The sequence below is a fragment of the Streptomyces hokutonensis genome (genome assembly GCF_000376565.1).
Taxonomy (GTDB): domain Bacteria; phylum Actinomycetota; class Actinomycetes; order Streptomycetales; family Streptomycetaceae; genus Streptomyces; species Streptomyces hokutonensis.
The window spans coordinates 168896-181757 of record NZ_BARG01000038.1 but is presented as its reverse complement, the minus strand read 5'-3'; the positions used below and the strand labels follow the sequence as shown (position 1 = coordinate 181757).

12 protein-coding genes are annotated in these 12862 nt (G+C 70.6%); 5 read left to right on the top strand and 7 right to left on the bottom strand.

The genetic code is table 11. The features are described 5' to 3' along the window. Positions 1–9: 9 nt before the first annotated feature. Genes SSP08S_RS23400 through SSP08S_RS23390 form a run of 3 tightly spaced genes read right to left on the bottom strand, consistent with a single transcriptional unit; the run spans position 10 to position 3260 of the window. Complete coding sequence (locus tag SSP08S_RS23400) at positions 10–429, bottom strand: DUF6325 family protein (RefSeq protein WP_019070069.1); 420 nt, start codon at positions 427–429, stop codon at positions 10–12. 25 nt (positions 430–454) lie between these two features. Next, on the bottom strand, positions 455–862 hold the full coding sequence (locus SSP08S_RS23395; protein ID WP_019070068.1) for an SHOCT domain-containing protein: 408 nt from the start codon (positions 860–862) through the stop codon (positions 455–457). A 40-nt stretch (positions 863–902) separates the two neighbouring features. Then, positions 903–3260 carry an arylsulfatase gene (locus tag SSP08S_RS23390; protein WP_019070067.1) on the bottom strand — a complete coding sequence of 786 codons (2358 nt, stop codon included), beginning with the start codon at positions 3258–3260 and terminating at the stop codon, positions 903–905. 275 nt (positions 3261–3535) lie between these two features. Between SSP08S_RS23390 and SSP08S_RS23385 the strand changes: the two genes are divergently transcribed. Together SSP08S_RS23385 and SSP08S_RS23380 are read left to right on the top strand one after the other, a co-directional pair. Then, on the top strand, positions 3536–6226 hold the full coding sequence (locus SSP08S_RS23385; protein WP_051105961.1) for a winged helix-turn-helix domain-containing protein: 2691 nt from the start codon (positions 3536–3538) through the stop codon (positions 6224–6226). A 105-nt stretch (positions 6227–6331) separates the two neighbouring features. Next, positions 6332–6529 carry a DUF8691 family protein gene (locus SSP08S_RS23380; protein WP_026178756.1) on the top strand — a complete coding sequence of 66 codons (198 nt, stop codon included), beginning with the start codon at positions 6332–6334 and terminating at the stop codon, positions 6527–6529. A gap of 45 nt (positions 6530–6574) precedes the next feature. On the opposite strand, the gene SSP08S_RS23375 is transcribed toward SSP08S_RS23380, so the two are convergent. Continuing rightward, a complete protein-coding gene (locus SSP08S_RS23375; protein WP_026178755.1) occupies positions 6575–6979 on the bottom strand; it encodes an SHOCT domain-containing protein in 405 nt (134 codons plus the stop codon). A 179-nt stretch (positions 6980–7158) separates the two neighbouring features. Here SSP08S_RS23375 and SSP08S_RS55715 point away from each other — a divergent pair, with 179 nt between their 5' ends. Both SSP08S_RS55715 and SSP08S_RS55710 read left to right on the top strand, forming a co-directional pair. Continuing rightward, positions 7159–7437, top strand: a complete 279-nt coding sequence (locus SSP08S_RS55715; protein ID WP_019070063.1) for a hypothetical protein — start codon at positions 7159–7161, stop codon at positions 7435–7437. Between the two features lie 122 nt (positions 7438–7559). After that, positions 7560–8876, top strand: coding sequence for a DUF2254 family protein (locus SSP08S_RS55710; protein WP_019070062.1), 1317 nt, complete (start codon positions 7560–7562; stop codon positions 8874–8876). Here SSP08S_RS55710 and SSP08S_RS23360 read toward each other — a convergent pair. The 3 genes from SSP08S_RS23360 to SSP08S_RS23350 form a co-directional block, all read right to left on the bottom strand. Next, a complete protein-coding gene (locus SSP08S_RS23360) occupies positions 8873–9289 on the bottom strand; it encodes a DUF7144 family membrane protein (RefSeq protein WP_019070061.1) in 417 nt (138 codons plus the stop codon). The two genes, SSP08S_RS55710 and SSP08S_RS23360, sit on opposite strands and share 4 nt — an antisense overlap. 120 nt (positions 9290–9409) lie before the next feature. Then, positions 9410–10810, bottom strand: a complete 1401-nt coding sequence (locus tag SSP08S_RS23355; protein WP_019070060.1) for a DUF2252 domain-containing protein — start codon at positions 10808–10810, stop codon at positions 9410–9412. After that, positions 10807–11034, bottom strand: coding sequence for a DUF8691 family protein (locus SSP08S_RS23350; RefSeq protein ID WP_019070059.1), 228 nt, complete (start codon positions 11032–11034; stop codon positions 10807–10809). Before SSP08S_RS23350 ends, SSP08S_RS23355 begins: the two co-directional genes overlap by 4 nt. A 203-nt stretch (positions 11035–11237) precedes the next feature. On the opposite strand from SSP08S_RS23350, the gene SSP08S_RS23345 reads away from it, so the two are divergent. Further along, positions 11238–12851, top strand: coding sequence for an MFS transporter (locus SSP08S_RS23345; RefSeq protein WP_026178754.1), 1614 nt, complete (start codon positions 11238–11240; stop codon positions 12849–12851). Positions 12852–12862 lie beyond the last annotated feature (11 nt).

Here is a 12862-nt window from a genome sequence, read left to right as displayed (position 1 = left end):
TGTGCCGCCTCAGGCGGCGTCCTGGTACGCCCGCTCCACCACTTCGGCGGGGATGCGCTCATGGGCGACGAGCCGGCCCCCGGCGCGGCGGACCGCGCCGGCCATTCCGGCGGCCCAGGTGTCCTCCCACAGGAGGAGGGCCGCCGACGAGTCCGGCGGGAGTTCCCCGGCGACCAGGGCGAGGTCCTCCCGGGTGAACAGCCCGCCGACTTCTCCTTCGATGTCGTCGAACACCGATGCCTCCGTGGGGTCGAGGGCGTCGAGCTCGATGTAGGAGACGGCGCCGTCCGCGTCCTTCTTGACGAAGGTCAGATCGAGGATCCGTACGGTGCCGCTCGCCACGAGAGCTCTCAGCTCCGGTGCGATCTCGCCCCGGAAGCGGTTGCCGGGAAAGGCGACGATCACGTATTCGACAGGTCCCACGTCCATGGCAGTGCCCCTTCCTCACCCACCGTCAGCCGGCGAGCACCTTCTCCTTGGCCTGCTCGTACTCGGCGTCGGTGATGTCCCCGTGGTCGTGCAGGCCGGCGAGCTTCGAGAGTTCCTCGACGTGACCTGTGGGTGCGGGCGTGCCACCGCCGGTGTTGGCGGCCTCCCGGACGTAGGCCTGGAATTCCTGTTCGTTCCTGCGTGCCCTGAGCATCGCGCGCTCGCCCATGCCCTTGCCGCGGGCGATGAGGTACACGAAGCAGCCGAGGAACGGCAGGACGACGCAGAAGACCGACCATCCGGCCTTGCCCCAGCCGCTCAGCGAGTCGTCCCGGAAGATGTCGCCGAAGACGCGGAAGAGCAGCATGAACCACAGGACCCAGAGGAAGACCCACATGATGGTCAGGAAGGCGTTCAGCAGCGGATAGTCCATGATCCTTCTCCTTGCTACGACGTCATGGGCACTGACTTGGTCACTGGCGTCCCATGGCGATACGGATGCGGTCCTCGGGCCGGATGAAGTGGTCCGCGTCGTTGGGCCCGGTGTCGACCTGGACCCAGTGGATGTCACCGGTGAACGCGCCGTCGGGGCTCACGTAGTCGGGGGCGACCGGAGTGCCGGTGTCCAGGCCCACGTCGGCGGTCTCGTCGGCGGAGAACAGGAACGGCAGCGTGTGCTCGACGCGGCCCTCGCCCACGTTGTCGCCGTCGTAGTACAGGGAGACGGTGCCGCCCTTGCCGAGTCCGCCGCCGTCGTAGGCGAACTCCATGCGCACCTGGTGTTCTCCGGAGGGCAGCGGGCGCTCGGCCTCGACCTGGGCGATCTCCAGGGCGCAGAGGTTGTACGCGAACTTGGCCCGGCCGTGCCTGGTGTACAGGCTCCAGCCGCCGAAGCTGCCGCCCTGGGCGAGGATGACGCCCTCCACGGGACCGTCGGTCGAGGCGATCTCCGCGGTGACGGCGAACGACTTGTTCTTGACGTTCACCAGGCTGCTCTCGGTCAGCCGGCCCATGCCGCCGTACAGCAACTGGTGGTCGGATTTGATGAGTTCGGGCCGTCCCGCGATCTCCGCGTTGAAGCGTTCGGCGGTCCGGTCGTCCATGGGCAGGACGTTGTACCGGGTGGCCTCGATCAGCCAGAGCCGTTGCAACTCGTGCAGCTTCCCGGGCATTTCGGCGGCCAGGTCGTGGGCCTGGCTGGGGTCGGTGGAGCCGTCGTAGAGCTCCCACACGTCGTCGTCGAAGGCGACCTGGCTGCCTGTCGCCACCCATGGGGTGCGGTGCTTGGTGACGGCGGACCAGCCCTTGTGGTAAATGCCGCGGTTGCCGAACATCTCGAAGTACTGCTGGTCGTGGCGCTCGGGCGCGTCGGCGTCCTCGAAGCTGTAGAGCATCGAGATGCCCTCCATCGGCGACTGCTGCACGCCGTTGACCGTGGTGGGCTCGGGGATCCCGGCCGCTTCGAGGATCGTCGGGGCGACGTCGATGAGGTGCGTGAACTGGCCGCGGTTCTCGTCGTTGGCCCGGATGCGGGCCGGCCAGTGGACGATGGTGCCGTTGCGGGTTCCGCCCCAGTGCGAGGCGACCTGCTTGGTCCACTGGTAGGGGGTGTCCATGGCGTGCGCCCAGCCGACCGCGTAGTGGTTGTACGCCTCCGGGGTGCCGAACTTGTCGATGCGGGAGGCCATGAACTCCGGCGTCTCGATCTGCGCCATGCCGTTGAAGGCGAGCAGCTCGTTGAAGCTGCCGCGCAGCCCTCCCTCGGCGGAGGCGCCGTTGTCGCCGGTGATCACGTACGTCAGCGTGTCGTCGAGGATCCCCAGCTCCTCCAGGGCGTCGAGCAGCCTGCCGATGTGGTGGTCGGTGTGGGTGAGGAAGCCTGCGTAGACCTCCATCTGCCGGGCCAGCACGGGCCGGAACTCCGCCGGGATCTCCTCCCAGGCGGGGATCTCCGCGTGCCGCTTCGTCAACTCGGCGTTCGGCGGGACGACTCCGAGCTCCTTCTGCCGGGCGAGGGTGTCCTCCCTGATCGCGTCCCAGCCCATGTCGAAGCGGCCGCGGTAGCGGTCGGACCACTCCGCTGGCACATGGTGCGGCGCGTGGGTGGCGCCCGGTGTGAAGTAGCAGAAGAACGGGCGGTCCGGCATCAGGGTCTTCTGCTGGCGCACCCAGCCGATGGCCCGGTCGGTCAGGTCCTCGGTGAGGTGGTATCCCTCCTCGGGGGTCTTCGGCGGGTCGACCGGTGACGTGCCCTCGTACAGCGCGGGCTCGTACTGGTTGGTCTCGCCGCCGATGAAGCCGTAGAAGTACTCGAAACCGCCGCCGCCCGTGGGCCACGCGTCGAAGGGGCCGGCCGGGCTGGTCTGCCACACGGGGACCTCGTGGCACTTGCCGAACTGGGCCGTGGAATAGCCGTTGAGCTTGAGGATCTCCGCGAGGGGCGCCTTCGTGTTGGGGCGCATCGAGTTGTAGCCGGGGGCGGAGGTGGCGATCTCGGTGACGCCGCCCATGCCCACGGAGTGGTGGTTGCGGCCGGACAGCAGCGCCGCACGGCTCGGCGAGCACAGGGCGGTGGTGTGGAAGCGGGTGAAGCGCAGGCCGTTCTGTGCCAGGCGGTCGAAGACGGGGGTCTCGCAGGGACCGCCGAAGGTGCTGGGGGCGCCGAAGCCGACGTCGTCGAGCATGATCAGCATGACGTTCGGTGCCTGCTCGGGCGGCAGCAGCGGGAGGATGGGCGGGAACGAGGTGTCCGGGTCCTTCGCGTCGTACGTGATCGGTCCCAGGCGACGCACGTCGGGGATCGGGAGGATCTGGCGGTGGGTCTCGGACATGGGCCGTGCCTTCTTTCCAGGTCGTCCCGGTGGGGCCCGCTCCCCTGCCCCCGTCGTCCCGGTGGGACCACGCTTTCCCTGCCCCCCACGGTGCGCCGGACCCGCGCCCTCGCGCCTCACCCGTCCCGGGTGAAGAGCGGCGCGGCGGCGCGTCCGGCCGCAGGTCGTCCGGGCCGGGGGCTGACCTGCATCCATTGCGGCATTCCGGGCCCGGGGCGATGATCAATCGGTAGGCGTTTTTCCGGACTGCGAACTGCGGTGTTGCGGTGAGTGCCATGCCCGATCCGACCTCCGGCCGACACCGGGACGCTGCTGCCGAACGCCTCGCGCCGAGCGGTGATCCGCTCCTGGCAGCGCGGTTCAGTGTGCCTGCTCCTCCGGACACGTTCGTGCGCAGGCCGCGGCTCGTCGAGCGGCTGACTCTGGGCATGCAGGTGCCCGTAACCCTTGTCAACGGGCCTGCGGGCGCGGGCAAAACGCTGCTGGTGGCCGACTGGATCGCCATGGAGGAGTCGCCGAGCCGTCCGGCGTGGCTGACGGTGGAGACCGAGGACAACGCCCCCGGTGTGTTCTGGACCTACGTGCTGGAGGCCATGCGGCGCCTCGGACTGGGTCCGCCGGACACCGTCGGCAGCCCGGCCCGCCCCGGCGAGGTGGACCACTCGCTGCTCGCCAGGCTCGCGGCGCATCTCGGTGAACTGACGGAGCCCGTCGTCCTGGTGCTCGACGAGTTCGACCGTGTGGCGGGCTCGACGGAGATCGCCGACGAGCTCGAGTTCGTCCTCCGCCATGTGGGCGAAGGGCTGCGCCTGGTCCTCATCAGCCGTACGGAACCACTGCTGCCGTTGCACCGCTACCGCGCCGCCGGCCAGGTCACCGACATCCGCGGCGCCGACCTGGCGTTCCGGCAGGAGGAGACGGCCGAGCTGCTGAACAGGCACGGCATGCACCTGTCGGACCGGGGCGTGCGGGCACTGACCGAGCGGACCGGAGGCTGGGCCGCCGGGCTGCGGCTCTGCATCCTGGCGGCGCAGCGGGCCGAGGATCCCGACATCTTCCTGAAGAACTTCGAAGCGGGCCAGAGCACGCTCGCCGACTTCCTGCTCGCCGAGGTGCTCGACACACAGTCGGCCGAGACCCAGGACCTGATGGTGCGCAGCAGCATCCTCGAACAGATCCACCCCGACCTGGCCAATGCCCTCACGGGCCGTGACGACGCGCACCCGATCCTCGCCGGGCTGCGGCGCGCGAACGCGTTCGTGGGGCCCGTCGGCCACTCCTGGTACCGGCTCCATCCGCTCTTCGCCGAGATCCTCCGGGTCCATCTGCGGGTCCGCTGCCCGGGGCTCGAACCCGAACTGCACCGGAGGGCGGCACGCTGGCTCAGCGAGGCGGGGAGGTTCGCGGAGGCGCTGCCCCATGCCGCGGCCGGCGGGGACTGGGAACGCACGTCGCACCAGTTCGTCGAGGAGCTGGCGATCGGGCAGCTGCTCACGGGGCTGGATGCCGAACGCCTCGACCGGCTCTTCTCCCAGATGCCCCCGGCCACGCCCGGTCCCGCCGCGGATCTGGTGCGCACCGCCCGGCATCTGACCCGCCACGACGTCGACCGAGGGCTCGACCATCTGCGCCGGGCCGAGGACAACCTCCACTACGACGGCCCCCCGTCCGCGGCCCTACGGCTCAGCTGCGCCGAGCTGCGGGTGCTCGCCGCCCGGATGACCGGCGCGGCCGATCTGGCCGAGGCCGCCGCACAGGACGTGGAGGCGGCGCGGCGCGCCGTGCCCGCCGAGCGCCTGGAAGCCCACCCCGAGCTGCGGGCGCTGATGCTCACCGACCTGGGATCGGCCCAGTTGTGGGCGGGGCGCTTCGACGCCGCCCGGTCGACTCTGTCCGCAGCCGTGCGTCTGCACGACGGTCCGCACACCGCGTTCCCCCGGCACGAGTGTCTGAGCCGGCTGGCGCTGATCGACTTCCTGCGAGGCTGGCCCGACCGTGCCGAGCGGCATGCGCGGGAGGCGGTCGCCGAAGCGGAGCGCGGCGGCCTGCCTCCCGCCACTCGTACCGGAGTCGCCCAGTTGGTGCTGGCCGCCGTAGCCCTCGACCGTGACGAGCTCACCGCCGCACATGCCAACCTCGATCAGGCCGCCGCCTCCACGGCGGCCGCGCACGATCCCATCGTGCTCGCCGGCCTGAGCCTCCTGCGGTCCCGTCTCCTGCTCGCCAAGGGCAACCCCGAAGGGGCACTCCACGTCCTGGACGAGCTGGAGGAACCGCACGCCGTCGCCGAGCCCTCGCCATGGGTGTCCGACCGCACGGCCCTCACGATGGCCGGCGCGCACCTCGCGGCGGGCCGGCCGGAGGTCGCCACGGAGATCCTGGGGAAGGACCGGGCCGCCGGGCCGGAGAGCGTGGTGGCCGCGGCCCGCGCCCGGCTTGCCGTCGGCGCCGTCGAGGAGGCGCTGGAGCTGCTCGGCTCACTCCCGGGCGGACCGGAAGACGGCCCAGCCATCACGACCAGGGTGCTGCTGGCGCGGGCGCAGGCCGCCGACGCGCTGGGCGACAGCTCCGCGGCGGAACGTCTGACCGCGAGAGCCCTGTCCACGGCCCGGCCCGCGCGGCTGAGGCGGCCGTTCGTCGAGGCCGGACCGTGGCTGCGGCACCTGGTGCGCCGGCGGCCGGAACTGACCCGCGGGCACGACTGGCTGCCGCCCGCGCTCCTGGGACACACCCGGGTACCTCACGCGCACGACACGGGCCCCGGCCTCCTGACCGAGCCGCTCAGCGGGCGTGAGCACGAGGTGCTGGAACGGCTGGCCCAGACAATGTCGACGGAGGACATCGCCGCGGACCTCCATCTGTCGGTCAACACCGTCAAGACCCATCTCAAGAACATCTATCGCAAGCTCGCCGCGACCCGGCGGAGCGAAGCCGTGCGGCACGCCCGGGAGCTGCGCCTCCTGTGAGGAGGTGCCGGTCACCTGGGACGGGTGATGCAGCACACCGTCCGGCCGCCCCAGCATGGAGCGTGTGGCCCGGAGCCGCCGTACGACTGCGAGAGAAGCACGCTCATGCGCTACGAGATCCGTGTCGACGGGGAGATGTCCCACACGATGACCGAGGCGTTCCCGGAGCTCGAGAGCGTCGTCGCGCCCGGGCAGACCGTGCTGTCCGGGCAGATCGCCGACGAGGTACAGCTGTACGGCCTGCTGACGCGTTTCCAGTCGCTGGGGCTGCACGTGGTGGAGATGCGCCGCCTTCATGAGTGATCCGGCCCGGGCGTGCGGCGGACCGGATCACGGGGACGGGCTAGTTCACGCGGCGAGCACCCTGGACTTGGCCTTCTCGTACTCGGCGTCGGTGATGTCGCCGTGGTCGTGCAGGCCGGCGAGCGTGGCCAGTTCGTCCGCCTTGTTGGCCCGCGGCGCCGTGTTATCGGCCGCCGCCTTCCGCACGTAGGAGCGGAACTGCTGCTCCCGGGCCTGCGCCTGCTGCACGTCCCGCTTGCCCATGCCCTTGCCCCGGGCGATCAGATAGACGAAGACGCCCAGGTAGGGCAGCACGCACACGAGGAGGGTCCAGCCCGCCTTGCCCCACCCGCCGAGCTTGTCGTCGCGGAAGATGTCGCCGATGACCCTGAACAGGAGCATGAACCACAGCACCCACAGGAAGAACCACATCATGGTGAGGAACGCGTCGAGCAGGGGGTAGTCGGACATGTTGACCTCCGATGGCCGCAGCCGGGTGGTGTTGACGGCACCACGTTCCACCGGCACGCCAGGCGGCGGATCACCCGGTACGGGTGGCCTCACGGGCGGCTCGGTGGCCGCATCCTCAACACCAGGAGCCCGTTCGACCCGCGCACCACGTGGTCGAGATACGACCAGGAGGCAGAGCCATGGCAACGGATCTCGTTCCCGGGACTGCGAACCTCGCGGATGCCCTGGCGGCCGTGGAGGCCGCGTACGGTGAGCTGAACGCCGGCGACGGCGCCGATGAGCGGTCGCTGCGGCGGCTCCACCAGTGCGCCGAGGAGCTGGCCGAGGCGACCGCCCGGCACGGGCACCGTCCCGGAGTCATCCGGCTCGACGAGCCGTGGAACCTGCCGGAGCGGCTGCGTCACCGTTACGTAGCGGCGGATCACGGGGCGCACTGGATCATGCGGCACTGCCACTGAGGTGTCCGCGCGGACGGCCCCGGCAGGGGCCTCCGGCCTCCATCACGCATCACCCGTCGCGGGTGGTCCACCCCGGTGTGACTTGGCGCGCGCGAACGACGCCCGGCTCTTACGGTGATCGCGTGGAGCTTGAGCCGTGGCACACGCGAGGTCCCGTCACCACGCCCCGCGTCAGGCGCCTGGCCGCGTTCCTGAGCCCGGCCGTGGCGGTGGCGACGATGGCTGCGGCGGTCGGACTCGGCCTGGGACTGCCGCACTGGGAGGACTCTCTCCCCCAGGTCGGCCTCACCTACGACCCGGGAACCGCCGCGACGACCCTCGCCGCCATCGCGGGCGGCATGATCACCCTGTCTGGGTTCGTCATCACCGCGGTCACCCTGGTCATCCAGACCGTGCAGAACATGTCTCCGCGGCTGATCGGGGTCATCGGCCACTTCCGCCGGTCGCTGGCCGTCGTGGGGCTGGTGACCGGTACCGCGGTGTACGCACTGGTCGTGCTGGCCCAGATCCGGCCCGACGAGACACCGCGGTTGTCCGTGACCGTGGCCGTCGCCCTGGTGGTCGTCGACACGGCCGTGCTGCTGCAGAGTCTTACCGGGCTCCGGCACCTGGTGACCGGCGGCGGGCTCGCCCGGGCGGTGGGTGAGCTCATGGCCGGGTCGATCGACGCCGCGCTCCCGCCCGGCGGCACGGCGGTGGCTTCGGGCGCGGCGGACGGCTGGGCCTCCGGATCGGGGGTTCCGTTGGTGCACACCGGGCGGTCGGGTGTCGTCCGGAGCGTCGACGAGCGTCGGCTGCTGCGCATCGCGACGGACCGGGATGCTCGTGTCTCGCTCACTGTCGGTCCCGGGGACCATGTCTGTGAAGGCACGGTCCTGGGGTACGTGCACGGGCCGGAGCCGTCGCACGAACCACGTCCCGTCCCCCTGCGACGTCTGGCTTCCTGCGTACGCGTCGACCGTGTCCGCACCATCGTCCAGGACCCGGCGTACGGTCTCCGGCTCCTGGCCGACATCGCGATCCGCGCGCTCTCACCGGCCGTCAACGACCCCACGACCGCCGTGCAGGCACTGGACCAGATCGAGGAGACCCTCGTCCGGCTCGTCGCGCGTCCGCTCGGCGTGACCTTGGTGACCGACGCCGACGGGACACCCCGGCTGCGCCGGTCGGCCCCCTCATGGCACGAGCTGGTGAGTCTGGCGCTGGACGAGATCCTCGACTACGGGTCGGCGTCCTTGCAGGTCGTACGGCGCGTACGGGTGCTGCTCGACACCGTCGCCGCAGTCGCCCCGGACCACCGGCGAGCCCCGCTGGCCGAGCGTCTCGCGCTGCTGGACCGCCTCGCCCGCACCTTCCGGGATCCGCTGCTCGTCGCGGTGGCGGAGGGTGCGGACCGGCAGGGACTCGGCGGGGCCGAAGCCCCGTCGAACCCTCGCTAGCCGTTCTGGTCCTTCCGCTGGACCACGCACAGCGCCCAGATGACGAACCCGTAGAGGGCGATCAGGGTGAGCGACCAGACGGGGTAGTACGGGATGGAGAGGAAGTTGGCGATGATCAGCAGCGCCGCGATGCCCACCCCGACGACCCTCGCCCAGGTGGCCGTCGCGAACAGGCCGAGGCCCACGATCATGGCGATCACGCCGAGCGACAGCTGGATCCAGCCCCAGCTCGTCAGGTCGAACTTGAAGACGTAGTTCGGGGTGTTGACGAAGACGTCGTCCTGAGCGATCGCCATGATCCCCCGGAACAGGTCCAGGGTGCCGGCGACGAACAGCATCACCGCGGCGAACAGTGTGAGTCCGGTGGCGGCGGACTGAACCCCCGCTGAGCGGTGGTGGATGGTGGTGGCCATTGCGGGACCTCCGTTCCTCGTACGGCTGCGGCCCGCAGCCGCTCGTGTCAGAGCCTCCACCCGGCCGGCCGGTCCGTCGTCACCCGGGAAGGGTGACCGGTGCCGAGGGGCGACCGGGACTCAGGCGGCCATGGCGGTGACCCGGTCGGCCTGCACGGCCTCGGCGAAGACCTCGTAGTCGCGCTCGTTCTGGTCGGCGTACGCCTCCGCGAACTCGACCATGGCGCGGTCGAAGGCACCGCCGGTGCCGAGGTAGGCGGCGATGGCGACCGGATCGCCCGAACGGGCGTGGGCGCGGGCCAGCGAACCACCGCACAGGCCCGCGTAGAGGCGCAGCATGGCGGGCGTCATGGTCTCGGGCCGTGGTGTGCCCTTCCAGTCGCGCAGCTGCCTGACGTAGAAGTCGCGCAGCCTGCCGTCCATGCCCGTGACGCGTTCCCAGCCGAGGAAGATGTCGCTGTTCGCCTGCATCAGCCGCTGCCCGGCCACGACCCGCTTGCCCTGGTTGTCGTAGCGGCCGGGGCCGCAGTACGGAGCGAGGACGGACTCCCCTGCCTCCTTGGCCTGGAGCAGCAGTGGATCGCCTTCGTCCCTGCCCACCATGAGGACGATCCAGCAACGGGTCCCCACGCTGCCGACCCCCACCACCTTGCGCGCCACGTCGACAAGGCGGAAGCGTTCCAGCAGGTGCCGGCGCTCGGTGGAGAGGCTGCGCCCGTAGTCGGCGATCAGCGTGCGCACGGGCCCTCCGAGTTCCTGGTACTCGGTGCCCGGAGCCAGATCGCCGAGCGGCGTGATGAGGGGTGGGTCGGCGACGATCCGGAGCTCGCCGTCGACCACACCGGTGAGCTTGTCGAACGCCTGGAGGCTGTCCCGGGTACGGGCCTTGGCCATGGCCCGGGACGTCCGTCGGCGTGTCTTCTTGCCCGGCAGCAGGACGTGAAGCCGGTCGGCGTCGTCCTGGGCGTACCAGATGTCCAGGGTGCGCATGCCGGAGAACCGCTGCATCCGCTCCCGGTACGCCCGCACCGCCTCGGTGACAATGGCGGCGCGCTGGTCGTCGTCCAGACCGTTGGCGCGGCCGGCGACGGCGAAGCTGGCGGTCAGCCGCTTGACGTCCCATTCGAAGGGGCCCGGCAGTGTCTCGTCGAAGTCGTTGATGTCGAAGACCAGGTGCCGTTCGGGCGAGGCGAACAGGCCGAAGTTCAGCAGGTGGGCGTCGCCGCACAGCTGGGCCGTGATGCCCGTGTGAGGCGCCTGGCCGAGGTCGGCGGCCATGATCGCGGCGGCACCCCGGTAGAACCGGAAGGGCGACTCCACCATCCGCCCGTACCGGATGGGCAGCAGTTCGGGTACCCGGGTGACGGCCTGCTGCTCCAGAACGCCGACGGGATCGGGCCGCCGCTCGGCCGGGACGAACCCGGCGTGGCTCGACCGTGGTGCGGCGGAACGGGCCGCCCGGCCCCGTGCCACTCGCTCGGCCACGGTGAGGTGGCCGCTGACCTGATATGTCGTTGTCATCGCGTCCTCCCTGTCGCACGCGTCTCCACATCCGGCAGGCGGCGCATCTCGTCGACGCGCAGTCCCAGGTTCCGGAAACGCAGGAGCAGTCCGTACAGATGCGCCTCGTCCGTCACCGAGCCGGTGAAGACCGTCTGTTCGGAACCGGTCTCCGTCGCCAGCTCCGGGAACGCCTCGGCCAGTGCCATGGAGACGCGACCGTCGACACGGAACTCGTAACGCATGCCGGCACCACCCTCTCCCACCGCGCTGGGGACCCTCTTCCCCGCATGCTGCCCGCTGTACGGCCCCGCCGGATCACCCGCCCGAGGTGACTGCACGACTTTCCGCGCGCCCGGACCCGGTGTCCGGCGGACCCACCCGCCAACCGGTTGACCTCGGTGGCGGGTCGCGGTTCGATCGCCGCGGTCGCTGCGACGATGCGCCCATGGCATCCCGGGAACACAGCGCTGAGAGTCCGGCGACCGCACGACCGGTCCTGGTGACACTCGCGGCCGGCCAATTCCTGATGGCCCTCGACAGCTCCGTCATGAACGTCTCGATCGCGACAGTGGCCGACGACGTGAACACGACGGTGACGGGCATCCAAGGCGCGATCACCGCCTACACCCTCGTCATGGCGATGTTCATGATCCCGGGTGGCAAGGTCGGCGCGCTGATCGGCCACAAACGCGCGTTCATGATCGGCTGCGCCGTGTACGGGTGCGGCTCCCTGACCACGGCGCTGGCCCCGAACCTGCCGGTGCTCCTGTTCGGCTGGGCACTCCTGGAGGGCCTCGGGGCGGCGCTCATCCTACCCGCGATCGTGGCGCTCGTCGCCGCCAACTTCGGTGTCGAACGCCGACCCGCCGCCTACGGACTGGTCACGGCCGCGGGAGCCGTGGCGATCGCCCTCGGGCCGCTCATCGGAGGCGTCGCGACCACGTACTTCTCCTGGCGCTGGGTGTTCGCCGGTGAAGTCGTGATCGTGCTCGGCATCCTGGCCCTCTGCCGCCGCATCACCGACGCGCCGGCCGAGAGCCACCCGCGCATCGATCTCGTCGGCGCGGCCCTCTCCGCCCTCGGACTCGGGATCTTCGTCTACGGCGTCCTTCGCTCGGACGAGTGGGGCTGGTTCCAGCCGAAGCCCGACGCACCCTCCTGGCTCGGGATCTCGCTGGTCGTCTGGCTGATGCTGGCCGGGCTGATCCTGATCTGGCTGTTCCTGCGCTGGGAGGCGCGGCTCGTGGAGCGGCGCAGGGAGCCGCTCGTGGACCCGGCACTCCTGCGGAACCGTCAGCTCACCGGCGGGCTGACGATGTTCTTCTTCCAGTACCTCGTCCAGATGGGCGTGTTCTTCGTCGTACCCCTCTATCTGTCGGTGGCCCTCGGCCTGTCCGCGCTCAAGACCGGCGCACGCATCCTGCCGCTCTCGCTGACCCTGCTGGCCGCCGCGATCCTCATCCCGCGTTTCCTTCCGCATGTCTCACCGCGGCGGGTGGTGCGGCTCGGGATCCTGTCCCTGTTCGCCGGAGCGGTGGTCCTGATGGCCGCGCTCGACGCCGACGCGGGTGCGGAGGTCGTCACCGTCCCCCTCCTGCTGATCGGGCTCAGCATGGGCGCGCTGGCGTCCCAGCTGGGCTCGGTCACCGTGTCCGCGGTTCCTGACGAGCGGAGCGCGGAGGTCGGCGGCGTCCAGAACGCGGTCACCAACCTCGGCTCCTCGATCGGTACCGCACTCGCCGGGTCGATCCTGATCGCCGCGCTCACGAGTTCCTTCATCAGCAACATCGAGCAGAACCCGGATGTCCCGGAGCGCGTGAAGAGCTCGGCGAGCGTCGAACTCCAAAGCGGTGTGCCCTTCCTGTCGGACGCCCAGCTCAAGGCGGCTCTCGACAAGGAGGGCACGAGCTCGGACGTCACACAGGCGGCGCTCGACGCGAACGCCGACGCGAGACTCGACGGACTGCGCGCCGCACTGGCGATCCTCGCCCTCACCTCGCTGCTCGCGATGTTCTTCACCCACCGGATCCCGACGACCCAGCCCCGTTCGAAGTCGTGACCGGCCGCCGG